General features: G+C 49.2%; 19 protein-coding genes. 15 read left to right on the forward strand and 4 right to left on the reverse strand.

Features of this window, described 5'->3' with window-relative positions; translation table 11 throughout:
- The first annotated feature begins 80 nt into the window (after nucleotides 1-80).
- Together AB4Z50_RS08420 and AB4Z50_RS08425 are read left to right on the forward strand one after the other, a co-directional pair.
- A complete protein-coding gene (locus tag AB4Z50_RS08420; RefSeq protein WP_441877899.1) occupies nucleotides 81-932 on the forward strand; it encodes a helix-turn-helix domain-containing protein in 852 nt (283 codons plus the stop codon).
- A gap of 138 nt (nucleotides 933-1,070) precedes the next feature.
- On the forward strand, nucleotides 1,071-1,742 hold the full coding sequence (locus AB4Z50_RS08425; RefSeq protein ID WP_076268391.1) for an SOS response-associated peptidase: 672 nt from the start codon (nucleotides 1,071-1,073) through the stop codon (nucleotides 1,740-1,742).
- A 219-nt stretch (nucleotides 1,743-1,961) separates the two neighbouring features.
- On the opposite strand, the gene AB4Z50_RS08430 is transcribed toward AB4Z50_RS08425, so the two are convergent.
- From AB4Z50_RS08430 to AB4Z50_RS08440, 3 genes are all read right to left on the reverse strand, one after another.
- The gene (locus AB4Z50_RS08430) at nucleotides 1,962-2,954 is read right to left on the reverse strand and encodes an electron transfer flavoprotein subunit alpha/FixB family protein (RefSeq protein ID WP_441877902.1); all 993 of its coding nucleotides are present in this window, start codon (nucleotides 2,952-2,954) and stop codon (nucleotides 1,962-1,964) included.
- Between the two features lie 801 nt (nucleotides 2,955-3,755).
- Nucleotides 3,756-3,926: a hypothetical protein gene (locus tag AB4Z50_RS08435; protein ID WP_441877904.1), complete on the reverse strand. Its 171-nt coding sequence runs from the start codon at nucleotides 3,924-3,926 to the stop codon at nucleotides 3,756-3,758.
- A 139-nt stretch (nucleotides 3,927-4,065) separates the two neighbouring features.
- Nucleotides 4,066-5,130 (reverse strand): electron transfer flavoprotein subunit beta/FixA family protein, encoded by a 1,065-nt coding sequence (locus AB4Z50_RS08440; RefSeq protein WP_441877906.1) that lies wholly within the window; start codon nucleotides 5,128-5,130, stop codon nucleotides 4,066-4,068.
- An 18-nt stretch (nucleotides 5,131-5,148) separates the two neighbouring features.
- Here AB4Z50_RS08440 and AB4Z50_RS08445 point away from each other — a divergent pair, with 18 nt between their 5' ends.
- The 13 genes from AB4Z50_RS08445 (at nucleotide 5,149) to AB4Z50_RS08505 (ending at nucleotide 21,722) form a co-directional block, all read left to right on the forward strand.
- Entirely contained in the window at nucleotides 5,149-7,416 is a 2,268-nt protein-coding gene (locus tag AB4Z50_RS08445; RefSeq protein WP_441877908.1) for a (Fe-S)-binding protein, read from the forward strand.
- 31 nt (nucleotides 7,417-7,447) lie between these two features.
- Nucleotides 7,448-9,889 (forward strand): 3-hydroxyacyl-CoA dehydrogenase NAD-binding domain-containing protein, encoded by a 2,442-nt coding sequence (locus tag AB4Z50_RS08450; RefSeq protein ID WP_441877910.1) that lies wholly within the window; start codon nucleotides 7,448-7,450, stop codon nucleotides 9,887-9,889.
- 24 nt (nucleotides 9,890-9,913) lie between these two features.
- Nucleotides 9,914-11,134, forward strand: a complete 1,221-nt coding sequence (locus tag AB4Z50_RS08455) for an acetyl-CoA C-acyltransferase (protein WP_441877912.1) — start codon at nucleotides 9,914-9,916, stop codon at nucleotides 11,132-11,134.
- A 74-nt stretch (nucleotides 11,135-11,208) separates the two neighbouring features.
- Entirely contained in the window at nucleotides 11,209-12,996 is a 1,788-nt protein-coding gene (locus AB4Z50_RS08460) for an acyl-CoA dehydrogenase family protein (protein ID WP_339206530.1), read from the forward strand.
- A 15-nt stretch (nucleotides 12,997-13,011) separates the two neighbouring features.
- Nucleotides 13,012-14,796, forward strand: a complete 1,785-nt coding sequence (locus AB4Z50_RS08465) for a long-chain-fatty-acid--CoA ligase (RefSeq protein ID WP_441877914.1) — start codon at nucleotides 13,012-13,014, stop codon at nucleotides 14,794-14,796.
- A gap of 5 nt (nucleotides 14,797-14,801) precedes the next feature.
- Nucleotides 14,802-15,230 carry a PaaI family thioesterase gene (locus tag AB4Z50_RS08470; RefSeq protein ID WP_076268382.1) on the forward strand — a complete coding sequence of 143 codons (429 nt, stop codon included), beginning with the start codon at nucleotides 14,802-14,804 and terminating at the stop codon, nucleotides 15,228-15,230.
- Nucleotides 15,231-15,368: 138 nt separating this feature from the next.
- On the forward strand, nucleotides 15,369-15,590 hold the full coding sequence (locus AB4Z50_RS08475) for a hypothetical protein (protein WP_076268381.1): 222 nt from the start codon (nucleotides 15,369-15,371) through the stop codon (nucleotides 15,588-15,590).
- Between the two features lie 181 nt (nucleotides 15,591-15,771).
- Nucleotides 15,772-15,960 (forward strand): hypothetical protein, encoded by a 189-nt coding sequence (locus AB4Z50_RS08480; RefSeq protein WP_076268380.1) that lies wholly within the window; start codon nucleotides 15,772-15,774, stop codon nucleotides 15,958-15,960.
- Between the two features lie 452 nt (nucleotides 15,961-16,412).
- The gene (gene map, locus AB4Z50_RS08485) at nucleotides 16,413-17,165 is read left to right on the forward strand and encodes a type I methionyl aminopeptidase (RefSeq protein ID WP_441877917.1); all 753 of its coding nucleotides are present in this window, start codon (nucleotides 16,413-16,415) and stop codon (nucleotides 17,163-17,165) included.
- Nucleotides 17,166-17,841: 676 nt separating this feature from the next.
- Nucleotides 17,842-18,636 (forward strand): ABC transporter ATP-binding protein, encoded by a 795-nt coding sequence (locus tag AB4Z50_RS08490; RefSeq protein ID WP_441877919.1) that lies wholly within the window; start codon nucleotides 17,842-17,844, stop codon nucleotides 18,634-18,636.
- Nucleotides 18,636-19,499, forward strand: coding sequence for an ABC transporter permease (locus AB4Z50_RS08495; RefSeq protein WP_441877921.1), 864 nt, complete (start codon nucleotides 18,636-18,638; stop codon nucleotides 19,497-19,499). The genes AB4Z50_RS08490 and AB4Z50_RS08495 overlap by 1 nt, the downstream gene beginning before the upstream one ends.
- 25 nt (nucleotides 19,500-19,524) lie before the next feature.
- Nucleotides 19,525-20,580, forward strand: a complete 1,056-nt coding sequence (locus AB4Z50_RS08500) for an ABC transporter substrate-binding protein (protein ID WP_441877923.1) — start codon at nucleotides 19,525-19,527, stop codon at nucleotides 20,578-20,580.
- 266 nt (nucleotides 20,581-20,846) lie between these two features.
- The gene (locus AB4Z50_RS08505; protein WP_441877925.1) at nucleotides 20,847-21,722 is read left to right on the forward strand and encodes a pentapeptide repeat-containing protein; all 876 of its coding nucleotides are present in this window, start codon (nucleotides 20,847-20,849) and stop codon (nucleotides 21,720-21,722) included.
- Between the two features lie 1,430 nt (nucleotides 21,723-23,152).
- Here AB4Z50_RS08505 and AB4Z50_RS08510 read toward each other — a convergent pair.
- On the reverse strand, nucleotides 23,153-23,890 hold the full coding sequence (locus AB4Z50_RS08510; RefSeq protein ID WP_339206539.1) for a class I SAM-dependent methyltransferase: 738 nt from the start codon (nucleotides 23,888-23,890) through the stop codon (nucleotides 23,153-23,155).
- Between the last annotated feature and the right edge of the window lie 12 nt (nucleotides 23,891-23,902).

Consider the following 23,902-nt stretch of genomic DNA (forward strand, 5'->3'; position numbering starts at 1 on the left):
GAAAGTTTTGCTCGCAAAACTAAGCTAGTGCTTACGAAGTAAGTTTTGCTATGCAAAACTTTAGAAGGAGAGAGATTAGGTTGTCAGAGGAGCTATTACTAACGTTTCGTTCACCACCATTGCCATTTTTCATAGAATCCAACCGTTTGGTTTATCGTGCGGGCGAGGAGCATCCGAATCGGACGAACCTCGGCGTATTTGATTTGTTGTATGTGAACAAGGGAGCACTGCATGTAGCAGAGGATAATCGCAGATGGACGCTCGGTCCTGGAGATGTGCTTATTTTAAGGCCGGACCGCTGGCATTATTCTACACGTCCATGCGAGGAAGAGACTGTGTTTGATTGGATTCATTTTCAAACAGTAGGCGCTTGGGAGGAGACGGTAGGCAATCAAAGCGGATCGCTTAGAGGGGACTACTACACTTATGCCATACGTCTGCCTAAACAAATGAAGCTTACCTACACAGATGAAGCGAGTCTTATTTTCTCGCAATTGCATGAGGCTTCCAAAGGCTCGTCACATGGTGCGTTCTGGGATCGGCAGCAGCGGTTTCTGCATTTGCTTCAAATGCTGGACGAAGGCTGGCGCTCGGATGCGGCTAAAGCTGCCGTATCGGTAGCAGAGCGTGCGGCTGCCTACTTAAAGCTGAATTATCGTACACCAATCAGCAACACGATGCTGAGTGATGTGCTGGAGTTACATACGAATTATATTACTCGCTGCATGAGTGAGGTTTTTGATTGTACGCCGCAGCAATATTTGCTTTATTATAGACTCGATCAAGCAAAGCTGCTGCTTATTAAGACAGATTGGACGATTGCAAAAGTAGCAGAGGAAACGGGCTTCCGGCAGACGCCGCATTTCTCTAGGCTGTTTGCATCCCATACGGGAATGCCTCCTCTTAAATTCCGAAAAAGATTTACGATGTAGACGGGCGGACTTGAAGAGTAGAGGAACTATTTTCGGCAAACTGTTGTTTAGACTTTCTAATATTCTGACTAGAAACGTTGCATAAATATCGCGACTTTAACAAAAACTGGATTCAACAACGTGAAAAGGGTGGTCGCGATGATTGAACGGTTTTCGTTAACAGCAGATATTGGCGATATAGTGGATATGTTTCAGGTAGGAAAAGTAATTCGAGGGCATACAAACCGATTTAATGCAGCTCCGACTCAGATGGTTTCGATTGTCATGAATGATCGATTTGATCAGCGGACGATGGAGGAATCGAGATGGGGGCTGTTTCCTTTTTGGGCGAAGGATGCGGTTAATGCAGATCATATGACATTGTCCGAGAAGCCTTTCTTAGAAAGAATGCTTCGCAGACAAAGATGTGTGCTGCCATGCAGCGGCTTTTTTGGTCAGAAACAATTCGGCAAAGAGCGTGATCCGAGGGCGATGCATATCGTTGTTCCAAGCCAGCAGCTTTTTGGCATAGCGGGCATTTACGACTGCTGGAAAAACGTGAGCGGCAAGGAAGTGCGTGCCTTCACTATGATTACCGCAGCTTCGACAGGAGCGATGTCGGTGTGGCAGCCTCGAGTTCCGGTTATTTTGGACGAAGAGGGCATGGAAGATTGGCTCAATCCGCGTATTACCGAATTCAGTGGATTGCGGAAACATTTAGAGGCAATGGACACTTATCTCATGCGCGCCTACCCGGTAACGAACGCAGTGCATGATGATCTGTACGAATCGCCGGATTGCATCCGTGAAATCCGTCCTGATTTTGCTTAAGTAAAATGAAGTGTAGTTAACCAAAAAGGCGTCCTATCTCTGACTCGGCTCTGTATGCGGCCGAAACAGGGTAGACGCCTTTTTTTGATTATTTAGTGGACAGGGTTAGGTGCTTGAATAAGAAACATAATGATTTAGTTGGTTGTAGATGGAATCAACTTTGGTAAAAAATTTTAAGCACGATACGGATGAGAGGCAATTAGATGAAAAATAGAACAATTAAGCGCGAGCGCGTTGAAGCTCTGTTGTTAGTAGCGGTACGACCTCGAATAAATCGCCTACGATGCCATAATCAGCAACGCTGAAAATAGGGGCATCGGGGTCTTTGTTGATAGCGACAATGACGCGAGATTGGCTCATACCCGCCAGATGTTGAATAGCGCCGCTGATTCCGCAGGCTATATAGAGCTGAGGTGTAACAACTTTGCCAGTTTGCCCGATTTGGAGGGCATAATCACAGTAGCCGGCATCGCATGCGCCGCGAGAGGCGCCGACTGCGCCCCCGAGCGCTGTTGCCATCGCTTGCAGCGGCTCAAAGCCTGCTGCGCTGCGAACGCCTCGGCCGCCGGACACGACGACGTCGGCTTCGGCAAGATCAAGCTGCCCGCCGGTGCGGCGCACAAGGCTGCGCACAGCGGTATAAAGCGGCGGCACCGTGAACGGCAGCTCCGCTGCGGTGCCCTTTATTTCTGCGGCGTCCAGTGGTTCTGCCGCCGGCAGGTTGTTCGGGCGCACCGTGATGACCCACGTCGCGCCCGAAACAAAGCTGCGCCGCTCGAACGCCTTGCCGGCGTAGAGCGGGCGGGTAAATAAGACGTCATTGCCATCGTCAGATGTTTCGATGGCAATGACGTCAGCGATGTGGCCGGCGCCATGGGCAGCGGCCACTCGGGGCGCGAGCTCGCGCCCCAAAGCGGTGTGGCCGAGCAATAGCGCGTCCGGCCGCACCGCAGTTATGGCTGCGCCGAGGGCGGCGATGTACGCCTCGGGCGCAAAGGCGCGAAGGGCCGGATCGTCGGCGATATGCACGACGTCCGCGCCCCGCGCGATCAGTGCGGCGGCTTCATCCGCCGCACCGCCGAAGCAGGCAAGGACGGCGTGGACATGGCCGTCCTTGCCTGCGAGCCGGCGCGCTGCACCGAGTGCCTCCAGCGCCACTCGGCGCAGCGCGCCATTCCGGCTTTCTGCAAATACGAGAATGGTTTTGGACATAGGATACAGCTCCTCTTCCACAGCTTTTACGAATAAGCTTATCTCATACACGTTTAACTCTATATTCAGTGCTTGACGTGTTTAGGTATCGTCTTAATGGACATTACAGCAGTTATTTGTGGGTTTTAGGGCGAAGTTACTTTTCTAACGGACATGAGATCCGTTATTTCTGAATTTAGGGGCATAAATTACTTACTAACGAACAAGAGATCCATTATTTCTGAATTTAGGTGCATAAATTATTATCTAACGGACATGAGATCCGTTATTTCTGTATTTAAGGGCTAAATTACAATTTAACGGACATGAGATCCGTTATTTGCCCTAAATGGCACCCAAACGCTCGATATTTTATGAAATAAGGGAACCTATGTCCGTTAGATCGAGAAATAGAAGGTTTTACAGCAAATAAGGCATCTGATGTCCGTTAATTGGGAAGGTTTGATTAATTACCAAAGTCCAATGTTGGTCAAACACTGCTTTTGATTTGAGCCACTCTATCAACAAGAGAACTAACTAAATTGTCTAGTAACCAGTAACTATTCAGTTCTTGTCAAATGTCTCTGCATCATTTCTGCTCTAATACCAACATGCCTCAGCACAAATCCACTACCTGCCCAATACCAACATGCTACAACACAAATTTACTACCTGCCCAATATCAACATGCCTCAGCACAAATCCACTACCTGCCCAATACCAACATGCCTCAATACAATTTTACTACCTGCTCCAATCCCAACTTCCCTCAGCCAAACTCCACTACCCTGAACAGTCCCAACTATAATAAAAAGTCACGCCCTATAGAAGCTTCCCTTCCTCCCGCAGTGGCGAGACAATTGCCGCTGCTTGCTCTGCTTGCTCTGCTTGCTCTGCTTGCTCTGCTTGCTCTGCTTGCTCTGCTTGCTCTGCTTGCTCGACCGGCTCGCCGGGGAGCCATTTTCCTGCAGCGCGCAGAGGCGGCGGGAGCATTCGCGTGTGCGCAATGCGTGGCGAAACTCGCCTTCTAGTGAAAGCTTGCCACTGGCGATCAGCTCAGCTCCAATCCCAACATCCCCCAGCCCAACTCCACTACCTCTAAACCGCTCCCAACTATAAAATAGTCACGAACTCAAAGAAGCTTCGCTTCCTCTCGCAGCAGAGACACAAGAGCTGCGGCTTGCTCGGCCGGCTCGCCGGAGAGTCGTTTGCCCGCTGCGCGCGGAGGCGGCGGGAGCAGCTGCGTACGTGCCGAGCGAGGCGATACGCTTTCAAGTGAAAGCTCGCCACTGGCAATCAGCTCAGCCGCCGTTATTGTGCGAAGCGGCTTGCGCTTCGCTTTCATAATGCCTGGCAGCGACGGATAACGCGGCTCGTTTAGTCCTTGCTGAGCGGTAATGAGCGCAGGGAGTGGAATCGATACCGTTTCGGTATCTCCTTCAACATCGCGCTCAACTAATGCGTAACGCTCAGCGCTCCCAGCAGTAGGTGAGCTGAGAAGTCCATCGGCAGGCAAGGAGCCAAGCTCCTCCGCAGACAAGATGGTGACCTTCACAGCTGAAGCTGCATGAGGCAAGTGAAGTAGCTCGGCAATTTGCAGAGCTACGCTGCCAGCGCCGCTGTCTACTGCAAACAAGCCGGCTAGCAGCAAGTTAGGGGCGAGCGGCCTAATTACGGCAGCAAGAGCAGCAGCGACGGCTGAGCTGTCATCGGACAAATCTGCGCTATCAAGCCGAATAGCTTCATCTGCTCCGATAGCCAGAGCGGTTCGGAGCGCCTCTTGCGAGCGCTCGGCACCGCAGGTGATCACGATGACCTCGCCGCCGAGCTGCTCCCGCTGGCGAATGGCTTCCTCGAGTGCGTATTCATCGTAGGGATTGATTACAAATTTGGCGTCTCTTTCGTCAACGCCAGCGGGTGTTACAATGATTTTTTCCTCGGTATCGAACGTTTGCTTGAGAAGCACAACTATTTTCAGCATAGAAGCTCCCTCACTTGTACCGCTAATTTGTTGACACTGTCCATCAGTGCTAGGATATGCTGTCTTGGAATTGAATAGACCGCCCTGCAATTGCCCGCTGTGCGGCATGTTCAAGGCCGAAAGCTCATATACATGGAGCACCGCGGCTATTTTTGTAAGCGCTTCAATACTTGTCCGACTACTGCGCGCGTAGGTGCTCGGTTTTATAGCCGGCATATAAGGGAGGCGGGGCGTATGCCATCTTTTTTGACACTTAGGAATGTCGATCAATGGTTGATAGGGGGAAGATGGGCATTATTCGCGGTGGTTGTGCTGTTTGCTATTACCATGTTCGCAATGGTTGTACAGCGGCGCATCCTGTATATGAAATTAGGGGTGCCGGCGGTTTTTTCGCGGTATCGACGCAAGTCAGGCAGTAAATCCGGCTTTACCTCACAAGTGCTCGGCCATCGGAAGCTACTGAACGATGTGAGAAGCGGCGTGATGCATTTGGTTTATTTTTATGGCTTTATTGTGCTTCAGTTTGGTGCGGCGGACTTGGTTTGGAAAGGGCTGAACCAAGGTGTACCGCTGCCGCTGCCCTATTATAATTGGTTCTCGCTGACGCAGGAGATGACCGTTACGCTCGTTTTTGCAGCTGTGCTGTACGGTGCTTTCCGGCGTTATGGGGAACGGCTCCCGCGCCTTAAGCGGGGATGGAAACCTTCGCTCGTCATGTGGTTTATTGGCTCGTTGATGCTGACTGTTTTATTCTCATTAGCATTCGAGCGATTGGCTGCGGAAGTGCGCATGGGCCAGAATGCTTCGGTGCATGGGTCCACTGCGGCCATCGTTGAGGCGAAGTTCGCACCAGTGAGCGCTCCCTTGGCCACTATGCTTGAGAGTGCAGGTGTACAGCCGCAAAGCACCGCAGCCCATGCAGGGTTTGAATTGTTTTGGTGGCTGCATCTTCTGGTTCTGCTTAGCTTTCTTGTGTACGTGCCGCAATCAAAGCATTTTCATTTATTGACAGCGCCTGTGAATCTTTGGTTCAGACGCAGCACGCCTCCCGGCCGACTTGTGCCGCTTAACCTAGAGGACGAGGAAGCGGAGTCCTTCGGTGCAGGGAAGGTGGAGCATTTCTCGCAAAAACAGATGCTAGATTTGTATGCATGCGTGGAATGCGGCCGCTGTACAAATGTTTGTCCGGCATCGAGCACCGGCAAGCTGCTCTCGCCGATGCATCTTATTGTGAAGCTAAGGGACCATTTGACCGAAAAAGGCGCTGCCATAACGTCCAAGTCACCATGGCTTCCAGCCAGCCTGCTGCATTCGAAATCGGGTGAGCCTCAGGCCCATGTGATGGGAGCGGTGCTTCCTGCTTGGGAAGCTGAATCCGAATGGGGCACAAACATAGCGCCAACCATGGCTGCGCAGGCTGGGGCATGGAATATAAAAGAGAGTGCTAAGCCAGAGGAGGTCGAGCTGATCGGCGAGGTGTTGACCGAAGAGGAGCTTTGGGCATGTACGACCTGCCGGAATTGCGAGGAGCAATGCCCGGTTGGCAATGAGCATGTCGACAAAATTATCGATATGCGCCGTTACTTGGTGCTGATGGAAGGGAGGCTGCCGTCTGACGGGCAGCGCGCGCTGCAAAATATCGAGCGGCAAAGCAATCCTTGGGGCTTGCCGCGTGCCGAGCGGGCGGCTTGGATTAACGATTGCGAGAGCAGAACCGGCATTCAAGTGCCGACGATGCAGGAGCTGAAGAAGCAGGGCAAAAAAGCAGATGTGCTGCTCTGGGCGGGATCGATGGGCGCGTATGACATGCGGAGCCGCCGTGTTTTATACGATGTGGTTAGGCTGCTGGATCATGCGGGTATCAACTTCGCTACGCTGGGATTGGAGGAAAAAAGCTCTGGCGATACAGCTAGACGAATCGGCAATGAACTGCTTTTCCAAGAGCTATGCCGCGAGAATATAGAAACGCTTAACAAATATGGCGTAACACAAATCGTGACCGCTTGCCCGCATACGTATAACACGTTCAAAAATGAATATCCTGACTTCGGTCTTAGCCCTAGCATCATCGTGGAGCATCATACCGAAATGCTCTCTCGCCTGCTTGAGGAAGGTTTATTGAAGCCGGAGCATAAGATTGAGGAGCGAGTAACCGTACATGATTCTTGCTACCTCGGCCGTTACAACGATACGTATGAAGCGCCGCGCAGCCTGCTTCGCTCCATTCCAGGCGTATCGATTGAAGAGATGGAGCGCTCGGGCTCGAACGGCATGTGCTGCGGGGCGGGGGGCGGTCTCATGTGGATGGAGGAGCATTCTGGAACTCGCATCAACCATGCTCGAACCGCTCAAGCACTTGAAGTGAAACCATCGATCATCAGCTCCGCCTGCCCCTATTGCCTAACGATGATGGAGGATGGTTTAAAGGCGCTGGGTGCGGATGAGAAGGTAATCGCTCGTGATGTGGCTGAGCTGCTTGCCGAAAGTGTTTTTGGCGAATAAGCCGCTGTTTGTCAAAAAGGAGGAGGAGGCTATGACGACACAAGCATCGCAAAATAACTCAAGCACGATTCGCAGAGCCGCTGTGATCGGCTCCGGCGTTATGGGGGCAGGCATCGCTGCACATTTAGCCAATGCGGGGATGCGTGTTACGCTGCTGGACATTGTTCCGCATTCGCTGACGGCAGAGGAAGAACGACAGGGGCTTACGCTCTCTGATGCCAAGGTGCGCAATCGCCTCGCAAATGCGGCGATAGCAAAAATGGGCAAGTCACAACCCGCCCAGCTCTACGATCCAGCTTGGTCATCTCGCATTACGCCGGGTAATTTGACCGATCATCTAGAGCTGCTGGGCGAGGCAGACTGGATTGTAGAAGCGGTTGTGGAGCGGCTCGACATTAAATGTGATGTGCTTGCAAAGGTTGAAGCCGCACGCCGCCCAGGCAGCATCGTTTCTACGAATACGTCGGGATTATCGGCGGCGTCCATGGCAGAGGGGAGGAGCAAGGAGTTTCGGCAGCATTTTGCGGTAACCCATTTTTTCAACCCGCCGCGGTATATGAAGCTTGTTGAGATCGTGCCTACCGAAGACACCACCTCCGAGGTTATTCAGTTGTTGACGGAGGTGTGCGAGAAGCGGCTTGGCAAGGGAGTTGTGCTAGCGAAGGATACGCCTAACTTCATTGCGAACCGAATTGGCACTTACGGCATGCTCGTTACGCTTGAGGATACGCTGGCATTTGGGCTGACGGTAGAGGAAGCGGACGCCTTGACCGGTCCGGCGATGGGAAGGCCGAAGACGGCGACACTGCGCATGCTCGATTTGGTTGGGTTGGATACGCTGCTGCATGTCGTGGATAATGTGCGGGAGCGGAGCAACGATCCAGCGGAGCAAAAGGTTTTTGCAAGGCCACCCCTGCTTGAGAAGCTTGCAGCATCGGGACGGCTAGGTGAGAAAACGGGGGCGGGTTTTTATCGAAAGGTGAAGGGGAACGGAGGCAGCGAGATTGAATCGCTTAAGCTGGATACGCTCGAGTATGGGCCTAAGCGGTCGGTCAACTCCCCTGTTATTGATGCGTCTAAGGCTGCGAAGGGGGCGGCGGCAAAAGTAAAGGCGCTGCTTCGCACAGACCCGCAGGACCGCTACGCTAAATTCGCATGGTCCACTATCAAAAAAACGCTGCTTTATGCAGCGGCACAAGTCGGTGTCATTGCGGATTCAATCTCGGATATCGACCGCGCAATGCGCTGGGGCTTTAACTGGGAGCTTGGACCGTTCGAGCTGTGGGATGCGATAGGGCTTCGCAAATCGGTGCAGCAAATGCAGAAGGAGGGCGATGCGATCCCAGAGTGGGTGGCGGCTTGGCTGGAAGCCGGACATGAAAGCTTCTATAAGGTGGAGGGAACGGAGCGGGTTTATGCTGCAAGCGGAGCATATAAGAGGGAAGTGGAGGAAGCAGATTCGGTTTCCTTAACGGCATTAAAGGCTGCCGGAAAAACGGTATTGTCCACCTCAGGCGCTAGTCTAATCGATATTGGCGATGACGTTGTACTGCTGGAATTCCATTCGCCTAACAATGCCATCGGGGGTGATATTTTATCGGCGATTCGGCAAAGCACAGAGGAGGTGTCACAAAATTGGCGCGGGCTTGTGATAGCGAATGAGGGGAAAAACTTCTGTGTAGGAGCAAACCTGATGCTGCTATTAATGGAGGCGCAAAGCGGCGAATGGGATGAAGTGGAGGATATTATTCGTTTCTTCCAGAGCAGTATGCTTGGGCTTAAGCGGCTTGACCGTCCTGTCGTAGCTGCTCCGCACCGAATGACGCTGGGCGGCGGAGTAGAAGCATGCTTGCCTGCTGATCGTATTATTTATTCGCCAGAGACATACTTTGGGTTAGTGGAAACGGGAGTTGGCCTTATTCCTGCGGGCGGGGGCTGCAAGGAAGCGGCTGCAATGGCAGCTGAACGGGCCTTTATTGCGAATGGCGGCAAGCCAGGCGGAGACCTGCAGCCGCATTTGAATGCGCTGTTTGAGACGATTGCGCTGGCCAAATCATCAACCAGCGGCTACGAGGTGCGCCGTTTGGGATTGATGCGGCCGCAGGATAAGGTCATTATGCGGCAGGAGGCACGGATAACCGAAGCGAAGCGGGCGGTGCTGGAGCTGGACCGAGCGGGCTACTCGCCGCCAGCGGAGGAACGTATTCGCGTTGCCGGACGAGAAGGCAGAGCGGTGCTTAAGGTAGCGGTGCAAGCGATGCAGCTTAGCGGCCATATTAGTGAGCATGACGCGCTTATCGCCGGCAAGCTTGGTTCTGTACTCGCTGGCGGGGACATTCAGCCGGGGGCTGAAGTGAGCGAGCAATATATGCTCGATTTGGAATGCGAAGCATTCCTCAGCCTATGCGGCGAGCGCAAGACACAGGAGCGTATGAGCCATATGCTCGCGACAGGCAAGCCACTGCGCAACTAGCCTAAAACGAAGGGGGAGAGTGAAATGTCAGCTTCATCACCGTTTGAAGATCACGCTCGTGATGCCGTTATCGTAGCTGCGGTGAGGACGGCGGTCGGCAAAGCATCAAAGGGGAGCCTTGCGGAGACGAGGGCAGAGGATCTTGGGCGAGCTGTGCTGCAAGGTGCGCTTGAGAGTCTGCCCGGCTTGTCGCCCGAGCTTATAGAGGATGTCATCATTGGCTGCGCAATGCCCGAAGGCGAACAAGGCTTGAATATGGCGCGCACGATCTCGCTTTATTCGGGATTGCCGGTGGCGACGCCAGCAGTAACGATTAACCGCTTTTGCGCATCAGGCCTGCAAGCAATCGCCTATGCAGCGGAGCGAATTAGGCTTGGCGATGCGGACGTTATTGCTGCTGGCGGAGTGGAGAGCATGAGCCATGTGCCGATGACCGGCTTCAGGCTGTCGCCGCATCCTGCGATTGTCGATGCGATGCCAGAGGTTTATATGGGAATGGGACATACGGCTGAAGAGGTTGCCCGCCGGTATGGGGTGACGCGTGAGGAGCAGGATGCGTTTGCAGCATCCAGCCATCGCAAGGCGGCAGCAGCTATTGAAGCAGGACGCTTCCAAGCCGAGATCGTTCCGATAACGACAAGCCGCTCCGGCGTGAACGATGCTGGCCGTCCATGGTCGAAAGTGATCACTTTCGATACAGATGAAGGCGTCCGGCCGGAGACGACGGTTCAGACGTTGGCGCCGCTCAAGCCCTCTTTTGCAAGAGAAGGTACGGTTACAGCGGGCAATACGTCCCAAATGAGCGATGGAGCAGCTGCGGTAATCGTGATGAGCAGGGCGCGTGCGGAGGAGCTTGGCTATCGTCCGCTTGCCGTATTCCGCGGTTTCAGTGTAGCTGGCGTAGCTCCTGAGGTCATGGGCATCGGTCCCATCGAAGCTGTGCCTAAAGCGCTTAAGAAAGCGGGAATTACGCTTGAGCAGGTTGATCTGTTTGAGCTTAATGAAGCGTTTGCGGCACAATGCGTCCCTATCATTAAGGAGCTTGGCATTAATCCTGAAATCGTCAATGTGAACGGCGGGGCTATCGCACTCGGACATCCGCTTGGTTGTACAGGAACAAAGCTGTCAGTGTCACTTATTCATGAGCTTGGCCGCAGAGGCGGCGGTATTGGCGTTGTCACGATGTGTATTGGCGGAGGCATGGGAGCAGCAGGCGTAATTGAAGTGTATAACTCAGACCAATAAGGTCGGCAGGTGGATAAGGGAGTTTGGCAGCATCCTGAAATAAAATATTCGGTTGGCTGAAAGGAGAACTGCGCATGACGGAGACGATACGTTTTGGCGGTCGGTTTGTCGTGGAAGACAGTGTGCCGGAATCGGTCGTGACGCCCGAGGATTTTACGGAAGAGCAACGAATGATGGCGGATGCGGCGCAGCAGTTCATGGATGCGGAAATAACGCCGCGCGATGCGGAGCTGGAAGCTTTAAATTATGATCTGACCGTAGAGCTGATGCGCAAAGCAGGTGAGCTTGGCCTGCTGGGCGCAGATGTGCCGGAGGCTTACGGCGGGCTGGGGCTCGACAAGGTAAGCACGACGCTGCTCGCAGAAACGTTGGCAAGATCCTCCTCGTTTGCGCTTTCGGTAGGCGCTCATACGGGAATCGGCACGCTGCCGATCGTTTTTTTTGGAACACCAAAGCAAAAAGAAACGTATCTCCCGGCACTTGCAACGGGGGAGCGCATCGCTGCTTATTGCTTAACTGAACCAGCATCGGGATCGGATGCGCTAGGGGCGAAAACGACGGCAAGATTATCGCCAAATGGGAAGCACTACGTGCTCAATGGATCAAAGCTCTATATTACAAACGCAGGTTTTGCTGACTTATTTATCGTTTATGCGAAGGTAGACGGTGAGTATTTTACAGCATTTATTGTAGAGAAAGGCATGCCGGGGTTCAGTATTGGACCGGAGGAGCATAAGATGGGCATCAAGGGTTCTTCAACACGCCCTTTATTTTTTGAAGATGTAGCGGTACCGGTTGAAAACGTGCTTGGGGAGGTTGGAAAAGGGCATCAAATCGCATTTAACATTTTGAACATAGGACGCTTTAAGCTTGGAGCAGCTTGCCTCGGTTCGTCGAAGGAGACCATTGAGCTTGCATCGGCCTATGCCAATACGCGGAAGCAATTTGGGAAGGCGATTTCCTCCTATCCGTTAATAGGCGCCAAGCTGGCTGATATGAACATTCGTACTTATGTGCTTGAGAGCATGGTTTACCGAACTGCAGGCTGGATCGATTCGATGCTGCGGACGACAGAGGAAGGCGGGGCGGCAGTTGAAGGCATGACGGTCGCTAAGGCAATCGGAGAGTATGCTATTGAATGCTCGATTATAAAGGTTTTTGCTTCTGAGGCGCTTGATTTTGTGGCGGATGAAGGGGTGCAGATTCATGGCGGCTACGGTTATATTCGCGAGTATAAGGTGGAAAGAATTTATCGGGATTCGCGAATTAATCGGATTTTTGAAGGCACGAATGAAATTAATCGGATGCTCATTCCTGGCACGCTGATGAAAAAAGCGTTAAAGGGCGAGCTCCCGCTGCTTCGCAAAGCTCGTTCATTGCAAGCAGAGCTGCTGCAGCCGATGCCGATTCCGCCTCTTGAAAAGCCGCTTAGCAAAGAAGCGTTCCGCGTAGGTCAAGCGAAAAAAATCTTCCTCGCCATCGGCGGGCTTGCTGTTCAGAAGCTGGGACTGCGGCTGGAGCAGGAACAAGAGGTGCTGTGTTCTCTTGCTGATCTTATGATCAACATTTTTGCCATGGAAAGCGCACTGCTGCGCTCACAAAAAATATGGAAGGCAAGCCGCGGAGTCGCTTCGGAAAAGACGGAAAATGTTTTAGCGATGACGACAGTTTTTGTGCAGGAGGCCATGGAGCGGGTCGAGTCACTAGCTAAGCTGGCACTTGCTGCGCTAGAGACGGGAGACGGGCTGCAGATGCAGCTGTCCGTCCTCAAAAAGCTGATGCGCGCGCCTATCTCAGATACGGTTGCTTTGAAGCGAACAATTGCCGCTCGTGTCATTAACAGTGAGCATTATGTCGTGTGAAGGGGGAGAGCATGAATGGATTCGCTCAGACCGGAAGATCCGTCTTTGCCCGAGCAACCGTCCACTCAATCTGAAGAGCAAGCGCGCCCATGGCTTCAACATTACCCGAAAGAGGTTTCGCCTTCACTGCACTATCCCGATCAGAGCATCGTCCAGTTTTTAATAAATGCGGCTAATCATCATCCAAATCATCCTGCTGTACATTTCCTAGGCAAAATATTAACATACCGCGAGCTTCACGAGAATGCGGTTAATCTCGCTTATGGTCTCCTTTCCATTGGCATAGCCAAAGGAGACCGGGTGGCAATCATGCTGCCGAATTGCCCGCAGGCAGTGGCTGCTTTTTATGGCGTGCTGCTTGCAGGTGGCGTCGTTGTTCAGACAAATCCGCTTTATGTGGAGCGGGAGCTTGAGCATCAGCTAGCAGATAGCGGAGCTGTTGCTGTCATTACGGTTGATCTGCTTTATGCACGCTTGTCTCGGGTTCGAGGCAAGCAGCCGGAGTCGGGTCCGCTGCCGCAGCTGAAGCATGCCATCATCACATCGATTAAGGATGGGCTGCCGTTTCCGAAAAACTTGCTTTATCCTCTTAAGCAGCGAAAAGAGGGCTTTCGCGCAGATATTCCATATGGCAGCTTTGGTGTCGTTTCTTATAAGAAGCTGCTTGCAGCAAAGCATACGGATATGAGCCTGCCTGATTCGGCAAAAGGGTCTGATCTCGCGGCGCTGCAATATACAGGCGGCACAACAGGAACGCCAAAAGGTGTGATGCTGACTCATCGCAATCTCGTTGCCAATACGATACAAATATCTACTTGGTGCTATAAAGCGGAGGATGCTAAAGAGAGATTTTTAGCGGCGCTGCCACTGTTTCATGTGTTTGGATTAACGGTATTAATGAATATGTCGGTACTGCGTGCGGGAACGCTTATATTACTTCCGCGCTTCGAAGTGGAGACGGTACTGCAAACGATTAATCAGCAGAAACCTACCATTTTTCCAGGCGCGCCAACGATGTATGTCGCACTCATCCATCATAAGTCCGCGGCAAAAATCGATTTTTCTTCTATTAATGTGTGTGTAAGCGGATCAGCGGCTTTGCCGCTAGAGGTGCAGGAGAAGTTCGAAGCTTTAACTGGCGGAAGGCTTGTTGAAGGTTATGGCTTGTCGGAATCTTCTCCCGTCACCCATGCCAACCCAGTATGGGAGAAACGCAAAATCGGTACGATCGGCATTCCTTTTCCGGATACGGATGCGGCAGTGATTGATCCTGAGAGCGGTGAGAGATTGCCTATCGGTGAGCTTGGGGAGTTAATTGTTCGCGGTCCGCAGGTCATGCGAGGATATTGGAATAAGCCTGCTGAAACGGATCAGGTATTGCGGGATGGTTGGCTCCATACTGGCGACCTTGCTACGATGGATGAAGATGGTTATTTTACGATTATGGATCGAATTAAGGATGTTATTATCGCTGGCGGCTTTAATATTTATCCTCGTGAAGTGGAGGAGGTACTGTTCGAGCATCCGGCCGTAAGGGAAGCGGCAGTGATTGGTGTGAAGGATGAGTACAGAGGCGAAACGGTAAAAGCTTTTATTGTGTTTAAGGAGGGCTGGCAAGTATCAAGCAGTCAACTTGACCGTTGGTGCAGAGAGCGGCTCGCTTCCTATAAGGTGCCACACAACTATTCCTTTAGGGAAACGCTTCCAAAAACGATGGTCGGAAAAGTGCTTCGTCGAAAACTGCAGGAGGAGGAGGCGGAGGCTGAAAAGGCGAGAAAGGCGGAGAAGAAGGGAGAGTGAGCGGTATGGATGAGGATTGGTTTGTTCAACAGGCAGATCAAGCCGGTCATCTGACAAGGCTCGCAGAACGTGCGCAAGCCACCTTTTGGGGATTGCTTGGCTGTGAAATCGTGCAGGCAAACGCAAGTAAAGCGGCCATTTGCCTGGATGCAACTGAGCGGCATCTTAATCTGCTAAACATCGTTCACGGCGGAGTGCTGATGTCTCTGATGGATAATGCGATGGGGCTTGTGGTTATGCTAGCAGCACCTGAGAAAAGCGCGGTAACAGCAAATTTGAACACACAATTTCTCGCCAGCGCCAAGGGCGGCGTGCTGCTTTGCGAAGCAGAGCTGGTTCACCGAACGGAACGTACACTGACGCTGCAAGCGCAGGTAAAGGATGACGCAGGCAAGCTGCTCGTTTGCGGGATTGGTGCGTATCGGATCATTTAGTTCACATTTTCGTAAGTTGATTGCTTGCTTCTGGTACGATATAATAATACCTAATTATGGAAAAATAGTTCGAGTGGAACAGAGCTAATAATTAAGCGTAATATACCGATAAAAGTAATATGGGAAGGAGGCGAGGACATGGTTCAGGGCTGGGTAACGACATTGGTTTTAGCATTCGGAATTTTGGTCGCCATTATTGGCGTGATTGCATATTTAAGAATGTTTCGTAAAGATCGGCTTTCATCTACGTCTCACCAGTCAGCTGATGTCTCGCCTCCAAACGTAATTAGCATAACAACCGCAAGGGATTCTGAGCATAAGAAGCCGCCCAAATCCAAAAAAGCCGCGCCAAGAGATTAATAATTGTTAACTTTCATATTCTGAACCTAAATGTTATAATAGTAAGAAAAATGCGAACATTGTGACTCATTGGCCATGGAGTTGCCTGCACCGAGTGGGGGTTCTTGCGGTGTAATCGCCGCATGCGGTCTCGTATAATGCTGTTTAGGACGACCATCCAACGTAAAGGGGAGGAGATTTCATGGCGAAGCATAGCCAGAATGAAGTCAAGGAAAGCCTGAAAGAACTCACGAGAATTTTTCAACCCAAGGACCCGCGTAAATTTGTTAAAGAGTATATTCGAAAGTACCGGATTACCGGGGGCTACGAAGATGAATTAACGACATTGGTGGAAAATGAATTGTGCAGAATCAACTCCTCGGTCAGCTAGACTCATCATGAAGGATACGGCTTTGTAAACTGTCTATAGGCAGGATGCAAAGTCTTTTTGTTTTTTTTACAGGACGTACAAACTTAGGATGCTAGGTTTTTCTAAAAGCGGATTTCCCACCAATCCTACTAACCTCAAATTATTTTTGGTCACTCGATAGTGCAACGAATATTTCCCCCCTCAAATCATAATTTCGCCATATCTGATGGGCATGTGTCTCCCTTTTCTCGAATAAGTTATACATAGACAAATCTACTCGTTGTCATAGGCGGGATATGTTTGCGAAGTGGATTTTACTAACGTAAAACCTAGGCTTATGCTTTCGAAGTGGATTTTACTATCGTAAAACCTGGGCTTATGCTTTCGAAGTGGATTTTACTATCGTAACACCTGAGCCTATGCTTTCGAAGTGGATTTTACTTACGTAAAACCTTAAGGAGGTACGTACACACATGGCAGTGGATTTGAAGACAAAGGAACATATTCGGGGCATTCGTAAAGCTGGCCGTATTGTCGCTGCCTGTCACAAAGCGCTCTCGAATCGGATAGCGCCGGGTGTCACCACGCAGGAGATTGACCGGTTTGTTGAGCGGTTCATGCTGGATCGAGGGGCGACTCCGGCGCAGAAAGGCTATAAAGGGTATCCATTTGCTACGTGTGCCTCCGTTAACGAGGTTGTTTGCCATGGCTTTCCAGACTCTGAGCCGCTGGAAGCCGGTGATATTGTTACGATTGATATGGTGGCTGAATTGGACGGATGGAAGGCTGATTCAGCATGGACCTATGCGATTGGCAAGACGAATATGGCCACAGAAAAGCTGCTCCTTGCAGCAGAGCAATCGTTAAAAGATGGAATAAAGCAAGCTGTGCTAGGCAATCGACTAGGAGACATCGGATACGCGATTCAAAGAAGAGCGGAAAGAGCTGGTTTTGAGGTAGTAACAGCTTTTGTTGGTCATGGCATCGGCAGAAGCATGCATGAATTTCCTCAGGTGATGCATCATGGCTTGCCTGGTCAGGGGATTTTGCTTGAAGAAGGCATGGTGATAACGATAGAGCCGATTCTTACAGCAGGAAGAGCTGACGTATATATAGCACAGGATGGGTGGACGGCTCGGACTAGAGATGGGGCCTGGGCGGCGCAATTTGAGCATACCGTGGCGATTACGAAGGAAGGTCCAATCGTGTTGACCCGCTGGGAATAATGATATTAATCTTAACTAACCATAACCAAAAGTCGAGCCTGTGCAGGATCTAACTGCTGCTCGGCTTTTTTAGTTTGCCTATTTTCGTGTGTCGGCTGAATGTCCACCACTTAAATTCAATGATAATGCCAAAGCAGTCATGAATTAAGAGTTCTTTTCTGTGGAACGCGAGCGGGAAGAGGAGTGGAAAAGAAAGCTTGTCCATCTCCACAATCAACGCAAATAGTGAAGCTGATTAATCGGTAACGGACATGGTCGTTATTTCTGTTCCTGAAGATGGAGAGTGTCGCATTTATCTAAGAAATCATGCTTTGGACGATGTGTACTTTAGCGTAAGGCTGAGTAAGAAATGAGTTGAACAGTTTATTTAAAATGGACATGTTCATGCTGCTAATTAATTAGAAGTGATCATCTGGTTTTTTTGGATGATCACTTTTTTTGTTTGCATTTTATAAAAATAGTCAGTTTAAGTTAGGTTTTCTAACATAAAAGACTTTATGCTCACCATGAATGTAACGCATTCAAGTTAGTTTTGTTTGGATTGCACAATAATATGCGGTCAATTTTAGCTAACTTAGCTATTGTTCCCAGGTATTTCGAATGATAATATGTCATATAAATTAACATAAAAACCAATATCATCTGACGATTGTTATGTGGAAAAGGGGGAGACGATGTGAATGATGCGGCAGGTAAGGAAATCGTAGCCTTTAACCAAGTAAGTAAAATATATAATACCGGAACCATCGCGTTAAGTGATGTTCATTTCTCCATAAAAGAGGGAGAGTTTATCAGCTTTCTAGGACCGTCTGGTTGTGGAAAGTCTACTGCGCTTCGAATGGTAGCAGGGCTGGAGGAGGCAACCTCTGGTGGTGTGCTGGTGAATGGCAAGGAACCGAAGCAGCTGATCCGTGAGTCGAACGATATTGCCTATGTATTCCAAGAAGCTAATTTATTGCCGTGGCGCACTGTGCTGGACAATGTCATTTTACCTCTGGAGCTCAGAGGAGGAAATATGAAAGAAAATAAAGAAGCGGCTAAACAAGTGCTGGAGATGGTTGGTTTAAAGGACCATTTTAAAGCATATCCAAGGCAGCTTTCTGGGGGCATGAGAATGCGAGTTTCCATTGCCCGCGCTTTAGCAGCGAAGCCAAAACTTCTGCTCATGGATGAGCCCTTTGCAGCGCTTGATGAAATTACAAGGCAAACCCTCCAAATGGAGCTGTTTGATATATGGGAACGTGAGAAGATGACTGTTTTGTTCGTGACGCACAATGTGTTTGAAGCGGTTCTGCTATCCTCCAAGATTGCCGTCATGTCGGCACGTCCTGGAAAATTATCTGCTTTAATTAATGTGCGGCTGCCTTATCCAAGAACGCTTGGCATGCGAACCGAGCGGGATTTCGGTAAATATGTTGAGCTTGCCTCAACTTATTTGGAGCATGGCACTCATCGGAAGGAGCTGGGATAATGTCGATCTCATCATTCGAAACCTTGCAGCCTAAGCTTGAGACGCCTGTTGTTGTGAAGAAAACAAACCGAAATTTCGGATATACATTCAAACATTATTATCTAGGACCGATTGTGGCCTTTGTTCTTGTCATGGCGCTCTGGCAGCTCATACCTGCTTGGCTTGGCATGAAACCTTTTATTTTCCCTAAACCGACGGATGTGTTGAAAGCAGCAATCGAGGACTGGTCCATTTTGTGGGAAGCTGTACGCATTACTGTTTTGGAGTCGGTAGTAGGCTTTTTACTTAGCGCGGTGATCGGTATCTTCATCTCCATATTGCTGGCCAGCTCACTCATTATGGAGCGAAGCATTTATCCATACGCCATTATTCTTCAGACCATTCCCGTTGTTGCTGTAGCGCCGCTTGTCGTGATCTGGTTTGGCGCCGGCTACAATTCTATTGTCGTTATCTCCTTTTTAATCGGATTTTTCCCTGTTGTCTCCAATACATTAATGGGATTAAATTCAGTGGATTCCAATATGGATGAGTTGTTCACGCTTTACAATTCGTCAAAGTGGCAAAAAATGTGGAAGCTTCGCCTTCCTGCTGCAATGCCTTACATCATTGCTGGTTTGAAAATATCGTGTACCCTATCGATTGTCGGAGTCATTGTAGGGGAGTATGTGGCGGGAATCGGTGGCGGCAAAGGCGGGCTCGGATACGCCATTACGATAGCTGCTGTACAGATGAAAACACCTTTTTTATTTGCTTGCGGTATTGCTTCAGCTATTTTAGGCATCAGCTTCTATCTCATCGTCAGCATGATCGCTAAGCGAGTACTGGGCTCATGGCATGAGTCCGCGATGAAGACAAGAAAATAAATAGAAAAAGTGGAGGAGAGACAAAATGAAGAAATGGATGAAATTCGGGGGAGTTGCTTTATCGCTAACGCTAATGATGGTCTTGTTCGCAGCATGTGGAGGGAAGTCTGAAAATAACACACCGGCAAATACAACAGAGAATTCACCAACTGCAGAAACGGCTGCTACAGTAGCTCCCAAAGCTCCTGTAGAAACGAAGAAAGCAAAGCTTGTTCTGAACTGGTTCCCGAAGGCACAGCATGGCGGGGTATATGCGGCCAAGGAGCAGGGAATTTTTGAGAAGCATGGTTTTGATGTTACGTTAGAGCCGGGAGGCCCGCAGGTTTCAGCTGTACAAATCGTCGCTTCTGGAAAAGCGGAATTCGGTCTTGCTCATGCGGATCAAATCGTTATCGCTAAAAATCAGGGGATTGATTTGGTTGTCGTAGCAGCGGCGCTTCAAGGCAGCCCGCAAGCGTTCATGTTTCAAGAAAGTGCGGAAGTAAATAGCTTCGAGGACCTCAATGGCAGAACCGTATTTATTCAGCCGGGCATTACGTATTGGGACTTTTTGAAGAGCAAATATGATTTGAGCGGAGCAAAAGAAATGACCTACACTGGCCAGCATGTCAATTTTCTTGCTGATCCAGAATCGGTCACTCAAGCATTCCTAACTTCAGAGCCGTTCTTCATGGAGAAGGAAGGCGTAAAAACAAAAACTCTACTTATTTCGGAATCTGGTTATAATCCATACAATGTAGTATTGTTCGTCACAAAAGAGTATTTGGAGAAAAATAAAGAGACCGTTGGAAATTTTGTCGCTGCCTTCTCCGAGGGCTGGATGTCTTATAAGGATACTTCTAAGGAAGTGAATGCCGCTATTCATGCAGCTAATCCGAATATTGATCTTGATGCGATCGATTTTGAGGATCAAGCTCAGAAGGAGTTTGTTTATGGCGGGGATGCTGCTGAGCATGGATTTGGCTATATGACAGAGGAGCGTTGGTCGACGCTGATCAATCAGCTTGCTGATCTAGGGCTGCTCAAAAATAAGTTCGACGCCAAGGAGATATTTACGACGGAATTTTTGCCTGGTAAATGATAAGTGGATAGATTTATAAAAAGGGATGCAGACACGTTGCCGTGATCTGTATCCTTTTTTCATGTGAGAATATAGCTTTTCGATACGAAACTTCTGCTATTTTGGTAAAGTTTAGTTTAAATGATTTTTTCCGTGCACATGCGCCGCTGTCGGTATTGACTGAAGGGATTTACAGTAATAGGATATAAGAACTGGGATAAAAACAATCTGTTTATATAGATAAAAGTTCATTTAACTGCACCAAGTATTGGTTAGGAGGTCTTGCTTTGTCTGTGATACACGAATTTTCACAATCCATTCCTGAATGGGATAGAGGCAGTCTGCACGCTGACTGCGAGAATTGTTTTGGTTTATGCTGTGTTTCATTGCCGTTCACAGCTTCTATAGATTTTGCGATCGATAAAGACGCCGGTCAGCCATGCAGCAATTTGCAATCGAACTTTCGCTGTGGCATTCATCAAAGTCTTAGGGAGCGGGGATTTAAAGGTTGTACAGTTTACGATTGTTTTGGAGCTGGACAACAGGTTTCTCAGGTAACCTATAACGGACAAGATTGGCGGCAGGTACCAGATACCGCGGAGCAAATGTTCGAGGTATTCCGGGTCATGCGGCAAATCCATGAGCTGCTTTGGTATTTAAACGAGGCGCTTGCACTGGAAACGACGCAATCGATTCACGATGAGCTTAGATTTATGCTCGAAGAAACAGAACGGTTCACTCGCCTGAGCCCGGATTCATTGGTGGAATTGAATGTGTCAGCACATCGTTTGGAAATCAACAAGCTGCTTCTTAAAGCAAGCGAGCTAGTACGCGAGGAAGCCATTCGTGCGAATAAGCAGAGTAACACTCGAGGCCGTAAGAAAACCTACGAAAGAGGCGCCGATCTCATTGGAGCTAAGCTTAGAGGTGCTGATCTTATCGGAGCAAACTTAAGGGGATCTTATCTGATTGCTGCGGACCTCAGAGATGCTGATCTTAGAGCGGCTGACCTTATCGGAGCTGATTTTCGAGACGCTGACCTCAGTGGTGCAAATCTCTCAAAAAGTCTCTTTCTCACGCAGTTTCAGCTTAACGCAGCCAAAGGGAATGCAGATACAAAAATTCCGCCGACGCTTACTCGTCCAACACACTGGTTAGCATAGAAAATGAACGAATAATGCCTAAGTGTGCTATTACACTTTGGTTATATTAAAAAGGCCAACCATAAGATTTTAATTGACCTAATCATACGAATGGCTGCCGTACGGCAGCCATTTTACTTTTAATTGGTTTGTTGCCGATGGAACAATTGCCTCCACAAACCACAAACCACAAACCACAAACCACAAACCACAAACCACAAACCACAAACCACAAACCGCAAACCGCAAACCGCAAACCACAAACCACAAACCACAAACCACACGACGCAATCTGCAAAACGAATGCTTCAGAACCAACCATCGTCATTCAAAGATGAATTCTGAATTCTACAATCGTGTAACGAACACCAGACACCTTATTTGTGATAAATTTGCCTGTTTTTCAATCTAACGAACTCAGCGCCGCTTATTTTGCGATTTACCACACGGATGAAAGCTATTTTGTGTAAATAACGTGGTCTGAGTTCGTTAGAAAAGAAATTGGTCTTGAAAGTCACAAATAACGTCATCTGAGTTCGTTAGCAACGACGTGTCGCTTATTTCGCGATTTCCTATACGTTTGAATGTTATGACACAATCTGCAAAACGAATGCTTCAGAGCCAACCATCATCATTCAAAGATGAATTCTGAATTCTACAATCGCGTAACGAACACCAGACACCTTATTTGTGATAAATTTGCCTGTTTTTCAATCTAACGAACTCAGCGCCGCTTATTTTGCGATTTACCACACGTTTGGACGCAATTTTGTGTAAATAACGAAGTCTGAGTTCGTTAGAAAAGAAAATGGTCTTAAAAGCTACAAATAACGCCGTCAGAGTTCGTTAGCAACGACGTGCCACTTGTTTCGCGACTTCCCACACTTTTGAACGTTATGACACAATCTGCAAAACGAATGCCTCAGAACCAACCATCATCATTCAAAGATGAATTCTACAATCGCGTAACGAACACCAGACACCTTATTTGCGATAAATCTGCCTGTTTTTCAACCTAACGAACTCAGCGGCGCTTATTTCGCGATTTTCCACACATTTGGACGAAATTTTGTGTAAATAACGTGACCTGAGTTCGTTAGAAAACAAATTGGTCTCAAAAGTAACAAATAACGTCATCTGAGTTCGTTAGCAACGCCGTGCCGCTTGTTTCGCGAATTCCCACACGTTTGAACGCTATTCTGTGTGAATAACGTGACTTGGGTTCGTTAGAAAAGAGATTGGTCTTAAAAGTGACAAATAACGTCATCTGAGTTCGTTAGCAACAATGAGCCGCCTATATAGCGGCGATTTTCCACATGTATGAACGCAATTTTGTGTAAATAACGTGGTCTGAGCTCGATAGTTGTGGCGAACGTGACTCTAGCGCCTATTACACCGAAGAATCGAAACATTCGGTGATTGAGTCGCATCATAAGTGCAATGTTTCAATGCTAGTTGGAAGCTTTTTGCGCTGAGATAATCAGGAACATCGGTCTGCGATTCTCATCAAACATCAGCGGGTTATTCATCATTTCCTCTGAAGGCATAGGTTCCTTAATAGCTTTTAACTCAAAGCCAGCGCTAATTACGTCGTTCATATATGTTGAAACGGTACGGTGATATTTAATCACATTATCGGTTAGGAAGGAGGTTTTGCGTAAGCCTTCTGACTGATATTGATCGACTGGCCAGTGCAGACGGTTTCCATGGTCATCATAATGCCAATCTTGTTCATCACGAGAAGTGAATATAGGATGCTCCACTGAAAAAATGAAGGAGCCCCCCGGCTTTAGACAAGCATGTATCTTTTTGCACAGGGCCTCGAAGGATTCGATATAGTGAAAAGCTAATGAGCTGATAACGATATCAAATTGAGAATCTGAGAATGCGATATCTTCAATCGGCATCTGTATGTAGGTAATGGCGGCGTCATTCGTTTGTTCCCGAGCTTTTTGCAGCATGTTCTCAGAAATATCAACACCTACGACTGAGCTTGCTTGCTGTTCACGAGCATAGAGGCAATGCCAGCCGAAGCCGCAGCCTAAATCAAGTACGCTTTTCCCACTTAAGTCTGGCAGTAAGGATTTGAATACATGCCATTCTCCCGCAGCTTCAAGTCCATGGGTGGAACGAGCCATTTCCTTATATTGTGAGAAGAAAGTTGAATCATCATATTTATTTTGTTTCATTCCATTGTACCC

Origin of the sequence: Paenibacillus sp. 2TAB26 (genome assembly GCF_052115145.1) — a bacterium.
Classification (GTDB): Bacteria; Bacillota; Bacilli; order Paenibacillales; family Paenibacillaceae; genus Pristimantibacillus.